Below are 21,402 nucleotides of genomic sequence, written 5' to 3'. Positions count from 1 at the left end.
GTCATACCTTCTTTCTGAGAGATGCGAAGTAGCTTGAAAACAGGCCGCGCGCCGCCATGACGACAATCATCAGCACGCCCCAGAGCGCCGTTGCCAGATGCTGGTTGGCGCCAAGAAGATTGAGGCCGGATGACAGAAGCTGCAGAACGAAGAGCGCGACGAAGACGGGCAGGACACGACCGAAACCGCCGAACGGATTGATGCCGCCGAGAAAGGCCGCCAGCACCGTGATCAACAGGTAGGATTCCCCGTGGCCGACACGGACGGAGTTGAAACGGGCAAGCATGATGATGCCGGCAACCGCACACATCAGACCCGAGAGCGTGTAAACGAGAACCTGGATCTTGCGCGTATTGAGGCCGGAATAACGCGCGGACTCGATGTTTGAGCCGATCATCAACAGGCCGAAGCCGAGCTTGGTTCGCGTCAGCAGCACATGCCAGAGGCCGACGCAGACGATGAAGATCAGAAGCGGGATCGGCAGACCGAGAAGCGTGCCGTGACCGAGTGGCGCCATATAGGCGGGGAAACCGGAAACGTCTCCGCCACGGGTGAGAAACTCGCCAAGGCCGCGCAGGAAAATCATCATCGACAGCGTTACCAGAATGGGGTGCGCCCGGGTGTAGGCAATCGCCGCCCCCGTCATTGCGCCGGCAGCACCGCCGGTGACAAGTGCGGCAAGGCAAGCGAACAGGAATGCACTCGGCGGCGCATCCACCCCGCCATGGGCCTGCAACACCCAGGCTGCGGCGAGACCCGACAGATTGGCGGCGAAGGTGACGGACAGATTGATGCCACCCGTCAGCAGCGGCAGCAGCATCGCCAGTGTCAGCAGGCCGAGTTCCGGCAGCTGGAAGGCGACCGAACCGAATGTCGCGAGCGAGAGAAAGTTATCGGCAAAGGTTCCGAAGATGAGCATGACCGCGATGAAGGCAATCACCGGCCCGGCCATGTCGGCACCGAAAATCGCGTTGAATTTCCTGATGAGACTGTTCATCGCTGTGCGCTCCCCTTCTTTGCGGATGTCCGTAAGGCGCTCGGCAGGAGCTTGTCGAAGCGGGTGGAGGAGAGCGTGATGGCGATGAGGATGATGGCCCCGACGATCATCTTGAAGGCAAAGGGAGAAACGCCCATCAGGTTGAGGCCGTTCTGGGTGATCGATACCATCAGCACCCCGAGCACGCAGCCGATGACGGAGCCCTTGCCGCCGCCAAGCCGCGCGCCGCCGAGGACGGTCGCGGCAAGAACATCCAGCTCGCGGCCATAAAGCGCGTTCGGCACCACCTCCTGCGCGTAATGCGCCTGCATGAGCCCGGCAATGCCCGCCATCAGGCCGAGCCAGCCGAAGGAAATATAGTGCATGGCGCCGATATTGATGCCGAAGCGGCGTGCGCCTTCAGGATTGTCGCCGAATGCATAAAGTTTGCGGCCGACGGTGGTGCGCGAAATCATGAACCAGGTGGCAAAGCAGCAGAGGATCATGACCACGACCGGCAGCGTCAGCTCAACCCAGGAACCATCGGACATCTCACGCTCGTAAAACACCACGCGCGTCGACAGCCATTCCGGCAGGTCGTAGATCGACACGCCCTTGGTGAAGAACATCAACAGCCCGAAGAAGATGTTGAAGGTGGAAATGGTCGCGACGATGGAAATGATGTTGAGCCGCCAGACGAGGAAGGCGTTGACGAAACCGAGACTAAGGCCAACCGCGCCGGCGATGATGAAACCTTCCGCCCAGTTGCCGCCGCCGAGCGCATTGAGCGCCAGCACCGTCACATACTGAACGACGGAGGCGGCGACCGCGAAGGAGATGTCGATACCGCCCGAGATCAGCACCACGAGCAGGCCGACCGCAAAGATGATGTTGACCGCCGAGACATTCAGCACATCGAAGGCGTTGGAGATGGTGAGGAACCGGTCGGTGGCGAAGGACAGTCCCGTGCAGAGCAGCACCATGACGACAAGCAGCGTGAATTCGGTCGTATGTCCGAGGATGAGCCTACGCATAGATGGCGGACTCCAGTTCGGTCAGCGACAGCCGTCGCGGATCATAGGTGGCGTGGAACCGGCCTTCGACCATGTGGATGACCCTGTCTGTATTGAAATAAACTTCCGGCGGCTCGTCGGAGATCACGATGATCGAGAGACCTTCTGCGGCGAGCTTGCGGACGATTTCGAAGATGCCGGCGCGGGCGCCGACATCGACCCCCACGGTCGGCGCATCGAGAATGAGGATTTTCGGCCCGATCGCCAGCCACTTGGCAATCGCCACACGCTGCTGGTTGCCGCCCGAAAGCGTACGGATCGGATCTTCCGGCAGGCCGATCTTGACGCCGAGCGCCGAAATCCAGCGGGAAACGACATCCGCCTTTTTCGACGGTGAGATCAGGCCGCCGCTCAACAGCCGGTCGAGCGAGGCCATGACGAGATTGTCGGCAATGGATTGCGGCTGGTTCAGGCCAAGCGAAAGCCGGTCCTCAGAAAGATAGGCGACGCCCGCCCGGATCGCATCGCGGTTGGAATGGAAATCCACCTTCTTTCCATCGATGAGGATTTCACCCGATTGCGGCCGATGCATGCCGAACAGTGTCAAAGCCAGTTCCGTGCGGCCGGCTCCCAGCAGGCCGGTAATGCCGAGCGTTTCGCCCCGCCGCAGATCGAACGAAACATCCTCGAACTCGCCGGCCCGGCTCAGCCCGCGCACCGAGAGAACGACGGGCTTGTCATCGTGATCGGCGGCAATGACGGCGCTGTCGAAATTGCGGCCGGTCATCAGCTCGGTCACCCGTGACTGGGTCATGCCTTCAACGGGAAAGACACCGACGAGCGAGCCGTCTCGCAGCACGGTTATGCGATCCGAAATCTCGAGCACTTCCGCAAGGCGATGCGAGACGAAGACAACCGCGACACCCGAGGCCGACAGGTTGCGGACGATGTCGATCAGGTAATCCGTTTCCGACTGCGTGAGTGACGCGGTCGGCTCATCCATGAAAACGAGCCGCGCTTCCCCGACCAGCGCGCGGGCAATCGCCACGATCTGACGCTGGGCGATGGGTAGTTCCTTGAGCGGCTTATCAAGATCGATCTCGACGCCGAGCCGGGCCAGCGCCTTTTCGGCCGCCTGCTCGATGGCGCGCTTGTCGACCAGCCCGTATTTTCCATTCACCGCGTACTGGAAGCCGATATTCTCAGCCACCGTCATTTCATCGAACAGCGCCAGATCCTGCCAGATCACCTGGATGCCAAGCGATTGCGCAAGCGTCGGGTTCATTGCCGTTATCGGCTTGCCGTCGAAATAAAGTTCGGCATCGCTTTCCGGCGTGTAAACGCCCGTTATGACCTTGATCAGCGTGCTTTTGCCGCAGCCGTTTTCACCGGCAAGGCAATGCACTTCACCGGGATTGACCTCGAAAGAAACACCCTTCAGGGCGCGGACGCCGCCGAAGGTGACTTTGACATTTTTAAGGGACAGGAGCGGTTCTGCGCTCATGATAATGTAAATCTCCTTCGCCGCGGCAGCATTGCAGACGTGGCGCTCGGCATGTTTTTCCAGATGAGGCGTCGCGCGAGTATTCACCTCGCGCGACGCCCTTGGCCTTGGGGAGGATCAGAGGCCCATGGAAACGAGCTTGTCGATGCTTTCCTTGTCGATCTTCAAAAGCTGGTCGACGACGATGGTGTTGCCCTCGGGATTGATGGTGCCGAGACCTTCGATATTGTCACCGGCCTTGGGTGTCTCACCCTTGGCGATACGATCCGCGAGGGTGATGAAGACCTCGCCAGCCTGTTTCGGGTTCCACATAAAGCCACCCGTCAGCGCCCCTGATTTGATCAGCTTGGCGCCCTGCCCCGGCGAGAACGGGCCGATGACGAAGACCTTTCCATCCTTGCGTCGCTCTTCGACGGCACGCCCGGCACCGATCGGTCCCTGCGAACCGAAGGCGAGGAAACCACTCAGGTCGGCATTGGCGGACATCAGGTCAAGCGCCGTCGAACGGCTCTTGTCGAGGTCCTCCGCCACGCCGTAGCGATCGCCGACGAGCTTCATGTCCGGATAATTGGCCTTGATATAGGCGATGGCGGCATCAGCCCAGGCATTATGAAGCGGAACCGTAAGCGAGCCGACGAAGACGGCATAAGAACCCTTGCCGCCCATCTTTTCCGCCAACAGCTTGCCATGCGCTTCCCCGAAACCCTTGGCGGAAGCCAGTTCGAAATCCCAGTCGGCGCCGAGCTGCTTGGGCGATTCATGGGTGATGACCTTGATGCCGGCGGCCTGGGCCTTTTTCAGCACCGGCTCCAGCACCTTTGCATCATTGGGCACGACGCCGATAAAATCGACCTTCTGGGCGATCAGGTCCTCGATGGCGCGGACCTGCAGGGCGGGGTCGGCGCTGGTCGGGCCGACCATGAAACCGTCGACGCCGAGCTTCTTGCTCTGCTCCTTGATACCGGCCTCCATGGCGTTGAACCACGGAATGCCGCCGATCTTGACGACGACGCCCACCTTCGGCCCTTCCGCAAAGGCGGCGGACGAGAGCAAAGCGAGCGACAGGCCGACCGCTGCAGCAATAATTTTCTTCATGATGTTCCTCCTCAAAAAAACAGGCAAACGAAACCCGCCGCAGCCATTTTTTATCTGGCGCGTTCAAAATTTCTCATCTCGCTTATTCGAGACTCTCCCTTGCCACTCCCACAGCAACCATCTTGCACAATCGATATTGCCAAGTTGCACAATCGATGGTGCAATAACCATATCATGAAGCGCCCTTCCGTCAAGGGGATGTGTGCTCTAATAATTGGAATCAGTTGGGGAGATCACAGTGACGGGCATAACTTCCAAGAAAGCCACCATTTATGACTTGTCGATATTGTCGGGCGCGTCAGCCTCGACAGTGAGCGCGGTGTTGAACGGATCGTGGCGCAAACGGCGGATTTCGGAGGAGACTGCCGACAAGATTCTCTCGCTCGCCAAGGCGCATCGCTACACCACCAACCTGCAGGCCCGCGGTTTGAGGAGTTCGAAATCCGGTCTCGTCGGGCTTCTGGTGCCCATTTATGACAACCGGTTCTTTTCATCGATGGCGCAGACATTCGAGGGGCAGGCGCGCAAACGCGGCCTGTCGCCCATGGTGGTCTCCGGGCGGCGCGATCCCGAGGAAGAACGCCGCACTGTGGAGACCCTGATCGCCTATTCCATCGATGCCCTCTTCATTGCGGGCGCGACCGATCCCGATGGTGTGCACCAGGTCTGCGCCCGCGCAGCACTGCCGCATGTCAATATCGACCTTCCCGGCAAATTTGTACCCTCCGTCATTTCCGACAACAGGCATGGTGCGGAAATACTGACATCGGCGATCCTTGCCCATGCGGAAAAAGGCGGGCCTCTTGGTCCCGATGACGTCATCCTGTTCGGCGGTCATGACGACCACGCCAGCCGCGAGCGTATCGACGGCTTCCACGCCGCCAAGGCTGCTTATTTCGGGACGGATGGCGGAGACGATATCGAGATCACCGGCTATTCACCACATATGACGGAGCTGGCATTCGAACGTTTCTTCGAGCGCAGGGGCCGCCTGCCCCGCTGTTTCTTCGTCAATTCATCGATAAATTTCGAAGGCCTGCTGCGTTTCATGGGGCGTCATGATGGCGAGGCCTTCGGCGACATCGTTGTCGGCTGCTTCGACTACGACCCGTTCGCATCCTTCCTTCCCTTCCCGGTCTATATGATCAAACCCGATATCGCACAGATGCTCGAAAAGGGTTTCGAACTGCTGGAAGAGAACCGGACCGAGCCGGAAGTCACCATCATCGAACCGAAGCTGATTTCCCCGCGAACCGCTCTCGAAGGCCCGCTCGACGACATATGGGACCCGGTTGCATTGCGTCGCATGGCGAAGTGACCGCGCGAAATCCCGCTTGACCTCAACTGCGCTTGAGGTCGTACCGATTGCATGGTGCTTCACCATTGCAACGGGATAATGATGATCGAAAAACTCATGAGGATGCTGGAAGACGGACGGGACAGTCCGCTCCTGCGCTTTTCAATCGCAAAGACGCTCAAGGCGGCCGGGCAGTTCGAAGATGCCGCGCTTCATCTCCAGGCGGCTATCCGGCAGGATCCCGACTATTCGGCGGTCTGGGCCGAACTCGGCGAATGTCGCGCACGGCTGGGAGATGACGACGGCGCCATTGCGGCATGGGTGGAAGGCATCGCGGTGGCCGTCAGGCGTGGCGACATTCAGGCAAAGAGGCAGATGGAGGTCCGGCTGCGACGTTTGCGGTCACGCGCCCTGAAAGGCGTCAGTTGATGAGACGCGTATCGCGGCCCTATTCGCAATATCTGTCGCTGCAGCTCAAGGCGCCCCCGGGCGACAGGCATGTCTCCGTCTAAGTCTTCTCTACGTTTCCAAGCTCGCTCAATATGGCAATCAGCTGCGGCGCCGTTTCGCGGATTTCCTTGAGATGGATCGCGCTCAGATGCGCCATGACCTGCTCGGCCTTTTCCGTCAGCTGTAACGTCTGACGGCGGCGATCGGCAGGGTCTGGTTCGCGCGTGATGAGGCCGCCGCTTAACAGACGACCGGCGAGTTCGGTTGCCGAATGGGGCACGATCAGCAACCGTTCCGCAAGTAGCCCCACCGTCATGACCTCGCCCGCCGGCAAGCCCTTGATGGCGAGAAGCGCCTGATGCTGCTGCGGCGGCAGGCCCGCCGCCTGAGCGGCCGAGGTGCTGAAATCCATGAATTTCTTAAGCGTGTGGCGAAAGACGGCAAGCGCCTCATATTCCGATTGGGTCGGCAATGTCATATTTCGCAAGCCCTTATCCTGGTCGCCTCCCATTCTTCTTTAGCCCGACTATCCGCGAATGAAAATCGCCGGATATTCTGAGAGATTACAAATCCATTGATTTATATCGTATTACGATATATTTATCGCGCCACTATTTTCGCGCACCCAAGGATAAGCCGTTGACCCAAGCCTCTTCACCCTCCAGATCAAGTCAATTCGATAGCGGTTTTCCAAGGCGGCAAGCCGGAGATTTCACGACGGACAAACGCGTGCTGCTGCTGATCGCCATGGCATGCATCGTCGGCTCGCTCGGGGCCTTTGCCGCATGGCTTCTGGTCAGTCTCATCCAGCTTGTTACCAACAGCGTCTGGCTTGGCAGGTTCAGCACGCACGAGGTCAGTTTCGCAGACGTACATCCGTCCCTGTGGATGGTCGTGGCGCCGGTTCTTGGCGGTATCGTCATCGGGCTGATGGCCCGTTTCGGTTCGGAAAAAATCCGGGGACACGGCATTCCGGAAGCGATCGAGGCGATCCTCATCGGCGGCAGCCGTATGTCGCCGAAAGTGGCGCTCCTGAAGCCTCTCTCGTCTGCCATTTCGATCGGTAGCGGCGGGCCCTTCGGCGCGGAAGGCCCGATCATCATGACGGGCGGCGCGATCGGCTCTCTCTTTGCGCAATGTTTCCACATGAGCAGCGCGGAACGCAAAACCCTGCTTGTGGCAGGCGCCGCCGCCGGCATGACGGCGATCTTCGGTTCGCCGATCGCCGCTGTCATGCTCGCGGTCGAACTCCTGCTATTCGAGTGGAAGCCGAGAAGCTTCATACCGGTTGCAGTCGCTGCTGCGGTTTCGATTACCTGGCGGCCGTTCTATTTCGGCACCGGTCCGCTATTTCCTACGGATTTCACTTATGACCTGCCATGGTGGGGGCTTGCACCCTGCGTCCTGATCGGCGTGCTCGCCGGCCTGCAGTCGGGATTGATGACTATATTGCTCTACAAGATCGAAGATCTTTTCGAAAAGCTCCCCATCCACTGGATGTGGTGGCCGGCGCTCGGCGGCCTCGCCGTCGGCCTCGGCGGCCTGATGGAGCCAAGAGCGCTCGGCGTCGGTTACGACATCATTGCCGACCTTCTCGACAACCATATTGCCGCTCAGGCCGTCCTCACCATTCTTCTGGTCAAGTCGGGAATCTGGCTCATCGCCCTGTCCTCGGGCACATCCGGCGGTGTGCTCGCGCCGCTTCTCATCCTCGGCGGATCGGCGGGTTATCTGACAGGGACATTCCTGCCCGGCGAGCCCGCCCTCTGGGCGTTGCTCGGCATGGCCGCCATGATGGGTGGGACAATGCGCGCACCGCTGACCGGGATCTTCTTCGCGATTGAGATCACTGGCGATCTCAGCACCGCGATCCCGCTCATGATAGCCACCGTGGCCGCCTATTCCGTCACCGTCCTTTTGATGCGGCGCTCGATCCTCACGGAAAAGATCGCCCGGCGCGGCCAGCACATCACGCGCGAATATGCGATCGATTCCTTTGAGCTCACCCGTGCGTCCGAGATCATGATCCGCAAGGTCGACACGCTGCCTGCCGGGATGACGGTATCGCAGGCGATTTCATTCTTCACCGGCTCGCAGGAAACGCACCGGACATATCCAGTGGTACAGCCCGAGGGAACGCTGGTGGGGCTTGTGTCGAGGGCAGACATTCTCTCCTGGCAACAGGAGCCGCATGGCGGCGAAGAAACATTGGCCGACAGGCTGGCTGACCGTGAAATCCCGGTTGCGCACGAAAACGACCCCGTTGGCTTGATCGCCGACCTGATGCTTAGCGCCGACACGGGTAGGATCGCCATTGTAGACAAGTCCTCGAATAGTCTCGTCGGTCTCGTTACGCGCAAGGACCTGCTTCATCTGCGCCGGGCGCAGCAGAGGTCCGAGCAGGAACGGCAACCCTTCATCGGAACGGCAATGACAAATCGCCGCCAGCCTGCGACGACGCCCTCAAACAGGGCAGATCTTTCCGCTCGCCCGCATATCACCCGAAAGCGCCGGCCCGCCTCCATGAAACGGGCCGGGCATTTTTACGACTGCGGCTTATCGGATAGCCAGAACCGATGAAGCTCGGCGACATTGCCGCTGGTCATGAGCGGCATTGCCGCCTTCAGCCGCGCCGCCGGCCAATCCCACCATTTCATCTCGAGCAGCATGGCGATGCTGTCGTCATCGAACCGCTTGCGGATCGTTTTTGCGGGATTGCCGCCGACGATGGCATAGGGTTCGACATTCTTCGTCACCAGCGCCCGCGTTCCGATCACGGCGCCATCGCCGACAGTGATACCGGGCATGATGATCGCTTCCGAGCCTATCCAGACATCGTTGCCGATGACGGTATCGCCCGCCGGCAGATAACCGTTGCCGGCATTCTCGAATTCCGGCACCTCCGGCATGAAGAAGAACGGGAAGGTGCTGATCCACTCGTTGCGATGGCCCTGATTGCCGGCCATGATGAAGGCGGCGCCCGAACCGATCGAGCAGAAGCTTCCGATCACCAGCCTGTCCGCGCCTTCATCCGGCAGCAGATAACGGGCGCAATCCTCAAAACTATGGCCGTGATAATAGCCGGAATAATAGCTGTATTTCCCGACCACGAGGTTCGGGCTCCTGACCTGCTTGTCAAGCGTGATGCCCCGGAACGGGCTTTCGAAGTAATTTTCCATTGGAGTAATCTCACTGCATATGTTCGCATTCGCTTGCCTTCAGACAAGCCGACGCCGAGCGCCAAACCTGTCGGCTTTTCGCTCGATGCTCCTCACGCGGCGGCGGGAGCTAGATGCAGGTGATACTCGATGCTTTTATCATTCAGTCTGGTTACCGCAAAAAGAGGCGAAGGCCAAGCCGAGACATGTCTCCAGTCTCCCACCGCTTAGTTGGATCACCTCCGGCCCATAAAAAACAGCGGGGATTTCTCCCCGCTGTCCGCGTTCATTCGGCATTTTCAGTGCATCGCCAGCGCGGCGCCTGTAGCCCACGCACCGCGATAATCACGACCTCAGTAATGGACCGACTGGGAATCGATCGGCGTTACCTTTGGCGGGGCGAACTTCGTCAGGTCGATGCCTTCGACGGCAGAGCGATATTCCTCGATGCTCGGCGTGCGGCCGAGGATCGCCGAGAGCACCACGACCGGGGTGGAGGCCAGAAGCGATTCACCCTTCTTTTCAGCCGTATCTTCCACCACGCGCCCCTGGAACAGGCGGGTGGAGGTTGCAAGAACCGTGTCGCCCTTTTCGGCCTTTTCCTGGTTGCCCATGCACAGGTTGCAGCCCGGGCGTTCGAGATAGAGAATGTTCTCGTATTCCGTCCGGTTGGTGGTTTTCGGCTTCAGATCATCGAACTCGAAGCCCGAATATTTCTGCAGGATTTCCCAGTCGCCTTCCGCCTTCAGTTCATCGATGATGTTGTAGGTCGGCGCGGCGACGACGAGCGGCGCCTTGAACTCGACCTTGCCTTCGGACTTCTCGATGTTCTTCAGCATCTGGGCGACGATCTTCATATCGCCCTTGTGCACCATGCACGAACCGACGAAACCGAGATCGACCTTCTTGGTGCCGCCGTAATAGGAGACCGGGCGGATCGTGTCGTGGGTGTAGCGTCGTGACACGTCGTTGTTGTTGACGTCAGGGTCAGCGATCATCGGCTCGTCGATCACGTCCAGATCCACGACGACTTCGGCGAAATATTTCGCATTGTCATCGGGCTTCAGCGCCGGCTTTTCGCCGGAGCGGATTTCGGCAATGCGCTGATCCGCCTTGGCAATCAGTCCCTTGAGCGTCTGGGCGGGGTTATCCATGCCCTTGTCGATCATGATCTGGATGCGCGACTTGGCGATTTCCAGCGACTCGATCAGCGTTTCGTCCTGCGAGATGCAGATCGACGCCTTGGCCTTCATTTCGGCCGTCCAGTCGGTGAAGGTGAAGGCCTGATCGGCGAGCAGCGTGCCGATATGCACTTCGATAATGCGGCCCTGGAAGACGTTGTCGCCGTGCTGCTTCAGCATCTGCGCCTGCGTGGCGTGCACCACGTCGCGGAAGTCCATATAGGGCTGCATCGTGCCCTTGAAGGTGACCTTGACCGACTGCGGGATCGGCATGGTCGCCTCGCCCGTTGCCAGCGCCAGTGCGACGGTGCCGGAGTCAGCGCCGAAGGCAACGCCCTTGGACATGCGGGTGTGGCTGTCGCCGCCGATGATGATCGCCCAGTCATCCACGGTGATGTCGTTCAGCACCTTGTGGATCACGTCCGTCATGGAGTGATAGGCGCCCTTCGGATCGCGTGCGGTGATGACGCCGAAATTGTTCATGAAGGACATGAGCTTCGGAATATTCGCCTGCGCCTTCTTGTCCCAGACGGAGGCCGTGTGGCAGCCCGACTGGTAGGCGCCATCCACCAGCGGCGAAATGACGGTGGCCGCCATCGCTTCCAGTTCCTGCGCGGTCATCAGGCCGGTCGTATCCTGTGAGCCGACGATGTTGACCTTGACGCGAACGTCCGAGCCGGCATGCAGCACCTTGCCGGGTGTGACGCCGACGGCGTTGCGGTTGAAAATCTTCTCGACGGCGGTGAGACCCTGGCCTTCGATGGAAATTTCCTTGTTGGGCGCGAAGACCGGAGTGGTCTCGACACCGAGCGTTTCAGCCGCAAATGTCTGGAGCTTCTTGCCGAAGACGATAGCGTAAGAGCTGCCGGCCTTCATGAATTCCATCTTCTGGGGCGTGAAGGAAGAGGCGATATCCACCAGTTCCGTGCCGGCCTCGTCGCGGAGCTTGCGGTTCTTCGCGTCAATCTTGAGGACAGTGCCGGTCTCGACCGAATATTTCTGCTCGAGGATCGGGTTGCCATCGTTGTTGAGGATCGGCTTGCCGTCTTCGCCGAGCTTCTTCACCCAGTTCTTCAGGTTGATGCCGATGCCGCCCGTCACATCGACGGTGGTGGCGAAAATCGGCGAGATGCCGTTGGTGCCGGCGACGATGGGGGCGTAATTGACGAAGGGCACATAGGGGCTGGCCTGCTTACCGGTCCACAGCGCTACGTTGTTGACGCCCGACATGCGCGACGAGCCGACGCCCATTGTGCCCTTTTCGGCGATCATCATCACCCGCTTATCCGGATGCTGCTTCTGCAGCGCGACGATTTCCGCCTGCGCTTCCGGCGAGATCATACACTGGCCGTGCAGCTGGCGGTCCGAGCGCGAATGCGCCTGATTGCCGGGAGACAGGAGGTCAGTGGAAATATCGCCTTCGGCGGCGATGAAGGTGACGATCTTGATCTCGTCTTCGACATCCGGAAGCTTGGTGAAGAATTCGGCCTTGGCGTAGCTTTCCAGCACGGACTTGGCGATGGCGTTGCCGGCCTTGTAGGCGTCGCGCAGGCGGAACATGTCGGCATCGTAAAGGAACACCTGCGTCTTCAGCACTTCGCCGGCCTCAGCGGCAATCGCAGCGTCGTTGCCGAGCGCGATATCGAGCAGCACCTTGATCGACGGGCCGCCCTTCATGTGCGACAGCAGCTCCAGCGCGAAGGAAGGCGCGATCTCCGGCACGACGACTTCGCCGAGGATGATCTGCTTCAGGAAGGCCGCCTTGACGCCGGCGGCGCTCGTGGTGCCCGGCAGGGTGTTGTAGATGAAGAATTTCAGGGCGTCAGTGCGGTGCTCGCTGCCCGCATCCTTGATCAGCTCGATAATCTCGGCCGTCAGTGCACCGTCATCGATCGGCTTGGGCGCGAGACCCTGTGGTTCTCTGCTTTTGATTTCAGCCAGGTAATCCAAGTAAAGGTTCATCGCAATCCCAACGTCATGATGTCTATGGGGCCGAACACAGCGTCACCGAACGGTACTGTTGATCGGCCCGGGTTTCTATCGATTTCGAGTACGCCAACCGGGGCCGGCTGACAAGATGTCGCATTTCAGTAAAAAACTCGTAGACGGGATTTAGCGTCGATCCTGTGCTTTGCAACCACGTCGCGACACTTTTGATTGTGGCGCCCGCTGCATTTCAGCCAGTGGTTTTTCAGGCATCCCCCATTAAGGATTTATTAACCAAATCGGTACGAGTATTAGATTATTCTAATTACCCGTTATTGGCGTAATTCCATGTTGTGCATCGAAAAATCAGCAGCGCAGCAGCTTGGGGAGGCAGCATGAAGTTTGCAGCATCAGGCTATTTATTATCATTTGCGGCACTGGTCCTCTCACCGGCATCGGGCGTCGCGCAGGTCGCCACGACGAATTTCAACGTCCAGATCACCATTCAGGCGGCGTGCCAGATCAATTCCGCCGGCAATCTCAATTTCGGCACCAACGGTGTGATCGGCAGCAATATCGATGCGACCAGCGATATTGTCGTGCAATGCACGGCCAGCACTCCCTTCAGCCTGGGTCTCAGCGCCGGTGCCGGCTCTGGAGCGACGGTCGCCAACCGTCTGATGACATCGCCTGCGGGCGCGACCATTTCCTACTCGCTTTATACGACTGCGGCACATAGCACGGTGTGGGGGAACACCGTGGTAACGGACCGGCAAACGGGAACCGGAACCGGGGCGCCGCAGACTTTCACTGTCTATGGGCGCGTACCTGCCCAGACGACACCCGCGGTCGGCGTCTATACCGATACGGTGACGGCCACGCTCAACTACTGATCGCCACAGGGAGGATCGCGCATGCGTGTTTTTACCTTAGCGGCTGCGTTTTTTGCCGGTTTGAGTGTTTCACCTTCACAGTCCGCATCGCTACGGGTCGCACCCGTGCTTCTGGATCTTAAAGCGCCCACGGCGGCCTCCAGCCTCCGCATCTGGAACGATGCGAAAACCCCGATCAACGTTCAGGTCAGGATCTTCCGCTGGACCCAGCAGAACGGGCAGGACGTCTATACGGCGGCGCAGGACGTCGTCGCCAGCCCGCCGATGACGCAGCTGAAGGGAGGCGCGGAAAACCTTATCCGCATCGTCCGGCTTTCCAAGGCGCCGCTGCGGGCCGAAGAGAGTTACCGCGTCATTGTCGACGAATTGCCGCCGGCGGGAAGACCGCAATCCGGCACGGTCAATCTGGTGGTGCGCCACTCCATACCCGTTTTCTTCTCACCCGCCTCCACGAGCGACGCGGAACCGGCCTGGAAGGTAACGCCGCAGGGCAATGGCTACCGGGTCTCGGTATCCAACACGGGCGCAAAGCGGATAAGGATCGCCAACCTGATGCTTTCCGGTAGCAACGGACAGGCGCTTGCCCGGCAGCAGGGGCTGGTGGGTTATGTACTTGGCGGATCCGCCGCAAGCTTTGTGGTTCCGGCAACGGGCGGCAAGAAAGGCGGCGGTACGCTGAAGATTTCGGCAGACAGCGAAGGCGGCCCCGTCAATGCGACGGCGCGCGTCTCGGGCGGCTGATCTCGCCGTTTTGACGATTGCCGCTCTGACGGTCATTTCATCGGGCAATTTCTCCGTGGCGCAGGATATACCCCCTGCGGCGCAACCGGCCTCTTTTGCCGCAAAAGAAGCGGGACAGTTGCAGCTCGAAGTCTACATCAACGATGTTTCGACAGAACTGATCGCCACATTTCGTCAAAACGACGCCGGATCGTTTCTCATCGAGCCGGAACAGCTCACCAATATCGGGATTTCCCCGGCTGAAAGCGCTGCCGGCGATGATGGCTGGATCGATGTTTCCCGGCTGCCGGATGTGGTGGCGCGTTACGATGAAGGCAGCCAGTCCATGCATTTCACCCTGCCGATGGCGGCGCGGGCAAACAGGGTGATCGACGCCTCCGGCAAGATTGCGCAGAAGCAAGACGAAGAGACCCGGGAAAAGGCCACGAGCGATTTTGGAGGTCTGGTGAATTACACGATCTATGGTTCCTCCGGCGGCAGCAAATGGTCGGATATCGCCGATTTCAACGGTGTCTCGGCCCTTTTGGAAAGCAGGGCCTTCGGCCCGCTCGGCGTGCTCTCCTCATCGCAGGTTTTGAGCACATCGCGCCTGTCGGAGTTCGATACCCAGCGCCTCGATACCACCTGGAGCTATTCGGACGAGGACACACTGACGAGCTATCGGGCCGGCGATCTTATCACCGGCGGGCTGAGCTGGACACGCCCGACGCGGCTGGGCGGCCTGCAGATTCGCCGTAATTTCGACCTGCGGCCGGATATCGTCACCATGCCGATGCCGGAATTTGCCGGTTCCGCGGCTGTGCCCTCCACCGTCGACGTCTATGTCAACAATGTCCGCCGCCTGTCGCAGGATGTTCCCGAAGGGCCGTTCTCGATCACCAATCTCCCCGTCATCAGCGGTGCAGGCAATGCGCGGCTGGTGGTGCGGGATGCGCTGGGGCGCGAAACCGTGTCCGAAACGCCCTTTTATGCTTCACCGGATCTGCTAGCGCAGGGCCTCATCGATTTTTCGGCCGAGCTTGGCTTTGCCCGGCGCAATTACGGAACCTCGTCTTTCGATTACGATGACAAACCGCTGGGGTCTGCGACGCTGCGTTATGGCGTGTCGGACAGTCTGACGCTGGAAGGCCATGCGGAAGGCGGCGAGAATTTCTACAATATCGGCTTTGGCGGCGTCTTCACCCTTGGAGCGGAGGGACTGGCGGCGGTTTCGGGCGCATCGAGCCGCTTTGGCGCGGAAAGCGGTTATCAGCTCTCCGCAAGCGTCGAAGCGGAATTGCTGGGGGTAAAATTTCACGCACGGTCGCAAAGGACATTCGGCGATTATCACGATATGGCCTCCGTCTCCGCCGACCTGTCCGATATCCGCACGGCATCCGGGCTGCTGAGCGCGCGGCCGCCGCGTGCCCTCGACCAGATTTCCGTTTCCACCCAGCTCGGTTTCGATGAGACCAGCCTCAATTTCTCCTATACGGAACTCGAAACCTTCGATGAAAGGCGATCCCGGCTGCTCGGCCTTTCCGCCACGCGGCCGTTCGGCGAGAACGGCAATATCTTCATCACCGCCTATAAGGACCTTGAGGACAACAAATCCTACGGCATCTTCGCAGGCCTCTCCTGGTCGTTCGGCGGCGGCGTCTCCGGCTCGGCCGGCATGTCGTCGGATGCGGATGGATATTCGCTGACGGCCGAGGTCGGAAAATCCGAAGAGCAGGCCGAGGGAAGTTATGGCTGGCGTCTGCGCGGCTCGACCGGCGGCAACGATATCGCCTCCGTTTCCGGCAGTTACCGCGGCAGCGCCGCGCGCGTTTCGGCCGGCGTCGATCAATTTAACCGCACGACACAGGCCTATGCGCAGATCGAAGGATCGATAGCGCTCGCCGGCGGCGATGTCTTTGTCGGCAACCGGATCGATGACGCCTTCGCCGTGGTGGATGCGGGCGCGCCCGGCGTCAATATCCTTTTGGAAAACCGCCCCATTGGCCAGACCAACCGCCGCGGCAAGATATTGCTTCCGAACCTGCGTTCCTATGACGTCAACAACATCACGCTCGACCCGAGCAATCTCCCGGTCGACGCCCGCATCGACCGGACGAAACAGACCGTCAGGCCGACACAGCAGGCCGGCGCGGTGGTCAATTTCAAGGTGGAAACCGAGGGTCAGGTGGCGCTGGTGACGCTGAAAGACGAGAGCGGCCAATTCATCGAAACCGGATCGACCGGCAAAATCGACGGCAAGCGCGATTTCATCGTCGGTTATGACGGACAGGCCTATCTAGACAATATCAGCGAAACGCATCGCCTCCGCATCATGCAGCCGACGAAGGGCGAATGCGAAGCACAGATCACCCTCCCCTCTGCCGGCACGACGCGCGCAACTTTCGAAGCCCTATGCAGGAGCATCCAATGAAGGTCCTGACCCGTACCGCCCTTGCCATCGCCGCTTTCCTCCCGGCTTCACCGGTACTGGCGCAAAGCTGCACCTTCAGCATGTCGGATATGAATTTCGGCTTCGTCAATCTCGCAAGCGGCAGCGCCGTGGACACGACGGCGACATTGTCAGTCACCTGCTCCAACCCCTTGTCGCTGGCGCTTTCCATCCGCATTTGCCCCAATATCAATGCCGGAAGCGGCGGGCAGTCGGGCGGCATACGTCGCATGCTTCAGGGCAGCAACATCCTCAATTACCAGCTCTACCAGAACGCGGCGCGGACAACCTCATGGGGATCGGTCACGCAGCCCGCACTCGGCTCGCCTCCGCCAATCGATATGGCGCTGCCGCTCCTGATCAACACCACGAGCCGCACGGTCTATGGCCGGATCAACGCCGGTCAGGCCTCGGCAGCGCGCGGCCTTTACCTCTCCAGCTTCGCCGGCGCGGAAACGAGCTTCACCTATACGAGCTTTACCCTGCTCGCACCGAGCTGCTCTTCCATGACCCAGAACCCCACGCAGGTGCCGTTCAACGTCTCGGCTGCAGTGGCACCCACATGCATCATCTCGGCCCAGAACATCGATTTCGGCAGTCATGGTGTGCTGAACACGGCAGTCAATGCGACCGGAGCGATCAATCTGACCTGCACCACCAATCTGAACTACAGTGTGGCGCTCAATGGCGGCCTGAGCAACAGCCCGCCCGCTGCGCGCCAAATGGTGCAGGCGGGCGCATCGATAACCTATGGTCTCTACCGCGACGTGAACCGCACGAATGTCTGGGGAAGTGCGGCGGGCGAGATCGCCACCGGCACCGGAACGGGCAGCCTGCAGACATTGACCGTCTATGGCCGCGTCCCGGCGCAGAACACGCCAGCGCCGGGAAACTACTCCGATACGGTCGTCGTGACGGTGAACTACTGAGCGCCCGAACGCATCTCTGACTTCCCAAGTTCCAGCCGCCTTTCGATGCCAATGGCGGCGAGGAACGCCTCATCATGGCTGACCACCAGCAAGGCGCCATCATAGGCCTGAAGGCCAGCCTCCACGGCCGCGATGGAATCGATATCCAGATGGTTGGTCGGCTCGTCGAGGATCAGCAATTGCGGAGGCTGCGGGCCTCCCAGAACACAGGCGAGACCGGCCCTGAGCATCTGCCCGCCCGAGAGTGTTGCAACGATCTGCAAGGCGGCATCGGCACGAAACATGAAGCGCGCAAGCGCGGAGCGGCAGGCATTCTCCCCGGCCTTAGGGTTAAGCCGAAGGAAGTTGTCGCGGATGGACAGGCTCGCCTCGAGCAGGCTGACCTGCTGGTCGAGAAACACGGACTTCACCCCAACATGCACCGCCCCTTCGAATGGCGGCAAGTCCCCCGTGATCACCGAAAGCAGCGTCGTTTTTCCAGACCCGTTCGGACCGGTGACGGCGACGCGTTGCGGCCCGGTGATCTCGAAGGACAGATCGCGAAGCACGGGGTGTTCGGCCTGATACCCCGCGGTCAGATTTTGCAGGCTGAGAACGGTCTTTGTCGCGTGCAGCCCGCTGGGCGGCAATGTGACACTGACGCCCTGCAGGATTTCGATCCGCTCACGCGCCGTCTTCAGGTCTTCCGTCGCCTCGGCCGTCAGGCGGCTGGCCAGATTGGCGTTGTCGCCGCTCGTCTTTTCGGCACGCCTCTTCATCGCACCGACAAGGATACGGGGCATGTCGCCCCTCGCCGCTTTTGCAGCACCCCTGCTATCGCGGCGGGCCTTGCGCTCCAGGCCTTCCTGCGACCGGCGTTTTACCTCGGACAGACGCTTTTCCGCATTCGCGAAGTACTGTTCCGCAGCGGCCAGTTCCAGCGCTTTTTGTGCGTGATAGTGGCTCCAGTTGCCGCCATAACGGGTGGCACCGAGCGTGGTCATTTCCACAATCGCATCGAGGGTTTCGAGAAGCTCCCGATCATGGCTGACGACGATCGCTCCGCCGCGCCAGCCCGCCAGAAAATCGGCAACGAAAATGCGTCCGTCCCGGTCGAGATTGTTGGTCGGTTCGTCGAGGATCAGGAAATCCGGCGCGGCATGGATTTGAGCCGCAAGTGCGGCCCGCGTGCGCTGTCCGCCGGAAAGCGCCGAAAGCGGCATGGAGGGCAAGACGTCCAACCCGACCTGCGCGAGCGCCTCCGCAATTTTCTCCTCCAGCATCCAGTCGATGTCTTCAAGCTCTTCCAGAGTGGCCGTTCCCGCCTGCGCACGGGCAAGCACCTCCAGCGCATCGCGCACTTCGAACAGGTCGGCGACGGTCTCGTCGGACACAACCTGCACGCTCTGGCGCAGAAGATTGACGCTGCCCGAGACGGAAACCGTGCCCGCGGACGGCGACAGTTCGCCGGCGATCAGTTTCAGAAGCGTCGTCTTGCCGACGCCGTTGCGCCCGACGAGGCCGGTGCGTTCGGGTCCGAAGCGAAGATTGATCTCGGAAAAGAGCGGATGACCGTCAGGTGTCGACCACGAGAGGTCCGAGAGAGTGATGGAATGCGGCATGGATATGGGTTCCCCTGATGACAAGGCGTTGCGGCTTTGTGATCGGGTGGAAATCCATGGTTCACCGTCCTGTTGGTGTTGCGAAGAACACCCCTTACGCGAAAAAAGCGGCGTGTTCGTGGCGCGGGGTCAATGTTCGGGAAGGGAACGCCGGGAGGATACCCCCGGCGTTTCGTTTTCTCAGGCCACCAGGCCCTTGGTCAGCTCCAGCGCCTGCCGTTCGAAAAGCCTGCGGTAGATGCCGTCATTGAGACGGATCAGCGCCTGATGGTCACCCTCTTCGACAATCCTGCCCCTGTCGAAGACCAGCAGCCGGTCCAGCGCCCGGACCGTGGAGAGCCGATGCGCGATGACGAGCGTGGTGCGGCCGACCATCAGCCGTTCCATCGCCTGCTGGATCTGCACTTCGCTTTCGCTGTCGAGGCTGGAAGTGGCCTCGTCCAGTATCAGCACCGGCGCATCCGCGAGGAAAGCGCGGGCGATCGCGACACGCTGACGCTCACCGCCGGACAGCTTGACACCGCGTTCACCCACCATCGTCTCATAACCCTTGGGAAGGGACATGATGAAATCATGGGCGCTGGCCTGTTTCGCCGCCTGCTCGATCTGACGCCGCGTGGCGTCCGGCCGGCCATAGGCGATGTTTTCCGCCAGCGTGCGGTGGAACAGGATGGGCTCCTGCTGCACGATGGCGATCTGGCCGCGCAGGCTCGATTGCTTAACCCCGGCGATATTCTGGCCGTCGATGCGGATCGCGCCCGACTTGATGTCGTAAAGCCGCTGGATGAGCTTGACGAAGGTTGTCTTGCCCGAACCGGAATGGCCGACGAGACCCACCCGTTCACCCGCCTTGATGGTGACCGAAAAGTCATCGTAAAGCGGCGTGGGATGCGCGCCATACTGGAAGGTAACATGATCGAAGACGATCTCGCCCTTTCCAATCCTGATCGGCCCTGCATCCGGCCTGTCTTCGATGCCGAGCGGCATCTTGTCCAGCAGCACCAGCTCTTCCATGTCGTTGACGGCGCGTTGCAGGTTACGGATATCCTGCCCCACATCGCGCAGATAACCCTGCAACACGAAGAACATCGCCAGCACGAAGGTAATGTCGCCAGGCGTCGCCAGCCCCTTTTGCCACATGATGAGGCCCGTGCCCAGAATGCCGGCCTGCATGGAGACCATCATGAAGCTCTGGATCGTGCCGTTCAGCGTGCCACGCTTCCATGTCCTGCGCGTGCGGTTATCCCACTTCACCAGCACATGGCCCAGCCGCGTTTCCTCGCGGGTCTCGGCGCCGAAGGCCTTGACCACAGAATTGCAGCTGATGGCATCCGCCAGCGCACCGCCAAGTCTGGTATCCCAGGCATTGGCAAGCCTTGCCGCCGGCGACACATACCCCATGGAAAGGCCGACCGTGACGCCGATATAGATCAGCGATCCGAGGCCGACGATCAGGCCCATGACCGGCCAGTAGCTGCCGAGCACGATGGTCGCGCCCACCAGCATGACGATGGACGGCAAAAGCGCGACGAGCAGCAGATCGTTGAGCGAATCCAGCGCCCACATGCCGCGCGTGATCTTGCGGACCGTGGAGCCGGCAAAGCTGTTGGCATGCCAGTCGGTGGAGAAGCGCTGCACCTTGTGGAAGCCGTTATTGGCGACATCCGCCATGATCTTCAGCGTCAGCCGGATGATGCCGTCGAAGATGAACCAGCGCAGCACCACGCTCACCAGCCCCAGCGCCACCACGATGACGAAAGCGCGCAGCGCCTTATCTGCCCCGTTGCCGGCTCCATTGCCGGCCCCGGCGCCACCGGCAATGGCATCGACGATCTGGCCGGAAAAGACCGGCACCATCACTTCGGCCAGCGTGCTGGCAATCACCAGAACGATGATGAAACCCACCAGCGCCGGCCGATGACGCCAATGGTTGAAAACAAAGCCGAGCACATGTCGATAGGCATCGGCGCGGAAATCGAGCTTCTTGCGAGTCATTTTTACCAGCCCAGCGCCCTAAAATCGGCGACCGGTCCTCAAAACGGAAGTTGGATGGCACAGCCCGGGCGGGAGACGAAGTGATCCCGTCAGATCAATCGGGCTATGGGGGAAGTAAAACCGCATGTCGGGCGCGCTCAGGGCGGGCCGCGAATGGATATGACCTAGTGTCGGGTCATTCCCTGCGGGAGGGTTTCGAAGAATGCTGGTGTCAT

General features: G+C 60.4%; 16 protein-coding genes. 7 read left to right on the top strand and 9 right to left on the bottom strand.

Features of this window, described 5'->3' with window-relative positions:
* Window position 1 precedes the first annotated feature (1 nt).
* From CFBP4996_RS25040 to CFBP4996_RS25025, 4 genes are all read right to left on the bottom strand, one after another.
* Window positions 2-997, bottom strand: coding sequence for an ABC transporter permease (locus CFBP4996_RS25040; RefSeq protein WP_080853387.1), 996 nt, complete (start codon window positions 995-997; stop codon window positions 2-4).
* The gene (locus tag CFBP4996_RS25035; protein WP_080853388.1) at window positions 994-2,010 is read right to left on the bottom strand and encodes an ABC transporter permease; all 1,017 of its coding nucleotides are present in this window, start codon (window positions 2,008-2,010) and stop codon (window positions 994-996) included. The genes CFBP4996_RS25040 and CFBP4996_RS25035 overlap by 4 nt, the downstream gene beginning before the upstream one ends.
* Window positions 2,003-3,493, bottom strand: coding sequence for a sugar ABC transporter ATP-binding protein (locus CFBP4996_RS25030; RefSeq protein WP_080854781.1), 1,491 nt, complete (start codon window positions 3,491-3,493; stop codon window positions 2,003-2,005). The genes CFBP4996_RS25035 and CFBP4996_RS25030 overlap by 8 nt, the downstream gene beginning before the upstream one ends.
* Before the next feature lie 117 nt (window positions 3,494-3,610).
* Complete coding sequence (locus tag CFBP4996_RS25025; RefSeq protein WP_003521644.1) at window positions 3,611-4,588, bottom strand: substrate-binding domain-containing protein; 978 nt, start codon at window positions 4,586-4,588, stop codon at window positions 3,611-3,613.
* 238 nt (window positions 4,589-4,826) lie between these two features.
* Here CFBP4996_RS25025 and CFBP4996_RS25020 point away from each other — a divergent pair, with 238 nt between their 5' ends.
* Entirely contained in the window at window positions 4,827-5,906 is a 1,080-nt protein-coding gene (locus CFBP4996_RS25020; RefSeq protein WP_080853389.1) for a LacI family DNA-binding transcriptional regulator, read from the top strand.
* Window positions 5,907-5,987: 81 nt separating this feature from the next.
* A complete protein-coding gene (locus tag CFBP4996_RS25015) occupies window positions 5,988-6,314 on the top strand; it encodes a tetratricopeptide repeat protein (RefSeq protein ID WP_080853390.1) in 327 nt (108 codons plus the stop codon).
* A gap of 79 nt (window positions 6,315-6,393) precedes the next feature.
* Here the strand turns inward: CFBP4996_RS25015 and CFBP4996_RS25010 are convergent, their stop codons facing one another.
* Window positions 6,394-6,813 carry a MarR family winged helix-turn-helix transcriptional regulator gene (locus tag CFBP4996_RS25010; RefSeq protein WP_080853391.1) on the bottom strand — a complete coding sequence of 140 codons (420 nt, stop codon included), beginning with the start codon at window positions 6,811-6,813 and terminating at the stop codon, window positions 6,394-6,396.
* A 161-nt stretch (window positions 6,814-6,974) separates the two neighbouring features.
* Here CFBP4996_RS25010 and CFBP4996_RS25005 point away from each other — a divergent pair, with 161 nt between their 5' ends.
* Window positions 6,975-8,915, top strand: coding sequence for a chloride channel protein (locus tag CFBP4996_RS25005; RefSeq protein WP_233283608.1), 1,941 nt, complete (start codon window positions 6,975-6,977; stop codon window positions 8,913-8,915).
* Here the strand turns inward: CFBP4996_RS25005 and catB are convergent.
* Window positions 8,879-9,514, bottom strand: a complete 636-nt coding sequence (gene catB, locus CFBP4996_RS25000; RefSeq protein ID WP_080853392.1) for a type B chloramphenicol O-acetyltransferase — start codon at window positions 9,512-9,514, stop codon at window positions 8,879-8,881. The two genes, CFBP4996_RS25005 and catB, sit on opposite strands and share 37 nt — an antisense overlap.
* A gap of 332 nt (window positions 9,515-9,846) precedes the next feature.
* A complete protein-coding gene (locus CFBP4996_RS24995) occupies window positions 9,847-12,636 on the bottom strand; it encodes a bifunctional aconitate hydratase 2/2-methylisocitrate dehydratase (protein ID WP_080853393.1) in 2,790 nt (929 codons plus the stop codon).
* A 359-nt stretch (window positions 12,637-12,995) separates the two neighbouring features.
* Between CFBP4996_RS24995 and CFBP4996_RS24990 the strand changes: the two genes are divergently transcribed.
* Genes CFBP4996_RS24990 through CFBP4996_RS24975 form a run of 4 tightly spaced genes read left to right on the top strand, consistent with a single transcriptional unit; the run spans window position 12,996 to window position 17,591 of the window.
* A complete protein-coding gene (locus CFBP4996_RS24990; RefSeq protein ID WP_080853394.1) occupies window positions 12,996-13,493 on the top strand; it encodes a Csu type fimbrial protein in 498 nt (165 codons plus the stop codon).
* Between the two features lie 21 nt (window positions 13,494-13,514).
* Window positions 13,515-14,234, top strand: a complete 720-nt coding sequence (locus CFBP4996_RS24985; protein ID WP_080853395.1) for a fimbrial biogenesis chaperone — start codon at window positions 13,515-13,517, stop codon at window positions 14,232-14,234.
* Window positions 14,206-16,644 (top strand): fimbria/pilus outer membrane usher protein, encoded by a 2,439-nt coding sequence (locus tag CFBP4996_RS24980; RefSeq protein ID WP_080853396.1) that lies wholly within the window; start codon window positions 14,206-14,208, stop codon window positions 16,642-16,644. Before CFBP4996_RS24985 ends, CFBP4996_RS24980 begins: the two co-directional genes overlap by 29 nt.
* Window positions 16,641-17,591: a Csu type fimbrial protein gene (locus CFBP4996_RS24975; protein WP_080853397.1), complete on the top strand. Its 951-nt coding sequence runs from the start codon at window positions 16,641-16,643 to the stop codon at window positions 17,589-17,591. Before CFBP4996_RS24980 ends, CFBP4996_RS24975 begins: the two co-directional genes overlap by 4 nt.
* Here the strand turns inward: CFBP4996_RS24975 and CFBP4996_RS24970 are convergent.
* Together CFBP4996_RS24970 and CFBP4996_RS24965 are read right to left on the bottom strand one after the other, a co-directional pair.
* Window positions 17,585-19,192, bottom strand: a complete 1,608-nt coding sequence (locus CFBP4996_RS24970) for an ABC-F family ATP-binding cassette domain-containing protein (RefSeq protein WP_080853398.1) — start codon at window positions 19,190-19,192, stop codon at window positions 17,585-17,587. The genes CFBP4996_RS24975 and CFBP4996_RS24970 overlap by 7 nt on opposite strands.
* 180 nt (window positions 19,193-19,372) lie before the next feature.
* On the bottom strand, window positions 19,373-21,187 hold the full coding sequence (locus CFBP4996_RS24965) for an ABC transporter ATP-binding protein (RefSeq protein WP_080853399.1): 1,815 nt from the start codon (window positions 21,185-21,187) through the stop codon (window positions 19,373-19,375).
* Window positions 21,188-21,402: the final 215 nt, after the last annotated feature.

The sequence above is a fragment of the Agrobacterium leguminum genome, assembly GCF_005144435.2.
Classification (GTDB): domain Bacteria; phylum Pseudomonadota; class Alphaproteobacteria; order Rhizobiales; family Rhizobiaceae; genus Agrobacterium; species Agrobacterium leguminum.
The sequence above is the reverse complement of the archived record's forward strand: the minus strand, read 5'-3'. Positions and strand labels throughout refer to the sequence as shown.

What these genes read in the sequence shown, in the direction of transcription:
- catB (WP_080853392.1), bottom strand. Translation starts at nt 9,514, where the DNA reads ATGGAAAATTACTTCGAAAGCCCGTTCCGGGGCATCACGCTTGACAAG.
- CFBP4996_RS24985 (WP_080853395.1), top strand. Translation starts at nt 13,515, where the DNA reads ATGCGTGTTTTTACCTTAGCGGCTGCGTTTTTTGCCGGTTTGAGTGTT.
- CFBP4996_RS25030 (WP_080854781.1), bottom strand. Translation starts at nt 3,493, where the DNA reads ATGAGCGCAGAACCGCTCCTGTCCCTTAAAAATGTCAAAGTCACCTTC.
- CFBP4996_RS24990 (WP_080853394.1), top strand. Translation starts at nt 12,996, where the DNA reads ATGAAGTTTGCAGCATCAGGCTATTTATTATCATTTGCGGCACTGGTC.
- CFBP4996_RS24965 (WP_080853399.1), bottom strand. Translation starts at nt 21,187, where the DNA reads ATGACTCGCAAGAAGCTCGATTTCCGCGCCGATGCCTATCGACATGTG.
- CFBP4996_RS25035 (WP_080853388.1), bottom strand. Translation starts at nt 2,010, where the DNA reads ATGCGTAGGCTCATCCTCGGACATACGACCGAATTCACGCTGCTTGTC.
- CFBP4996_RS25025 (WP_003521644.1), bottom strand. Translation starts at nt 4,588, where the DNA reads ATGAAGAAAATTATTGCTGCAGCGGTCGGCCTGTCGCTCGCTTTGCTC.
- CFBP4996_RS24980 (WP_080853396.1), top strand. Translation starts at nt 14,206, where the DNA reads ATGCGACGGCGCGCGTCTCGGGCGGCTGATCTCGCCGTTTTGACGATT.
- CFBP4996_RS24970 (WP_080853398.1), bottom strand. Translation starts at nt 19,192, where the DNA reads ATGCCGCATTCCATCACTCTCTCGGACCTCTCGTGGTCGACACCTGAC.
- CFBP4996_RS25040 (WP_080853387.1), bottom strand. Translation starts at nt 997, where the DNA reads ATGAACAGTCTCATCAGGAAATTCAACGCGATTTTCGGTGCCGACATG.
- CFBP4996_RS25015 (WP_080853390.1), top strand. Translation starts at nt 5,988, where the DNA reads ATGATCGAAAAACTCATGAGGATGCTGGAAGACGGACGGGACAGTCCG.
- CFBP4996_RS24995 (WP_080853393.1), bottom strand. Translation starts at nt 12,636, where the DNA reads ATGAACCTTTACTTGGATTACCTGGCTGAAATCAAAAGCAGAGAACCA.
- CFBP4996_RS24975 (WP_080853397.1), top strand. Translation starts at nt 16,641, where the DNA reads ATGAAGGTCCTGACCCGTACCGCCCTTGCCATCGCCGCTTTCCTCCCG.
- CFBP4996_RS25010 (WP_080853391.1), bottom strand. Translation starts at nt 6,813, where the DNA reads ATGACATTGCCGACCCAATCGGAATATGAGGCGCTTGCCGTCTTTCGC.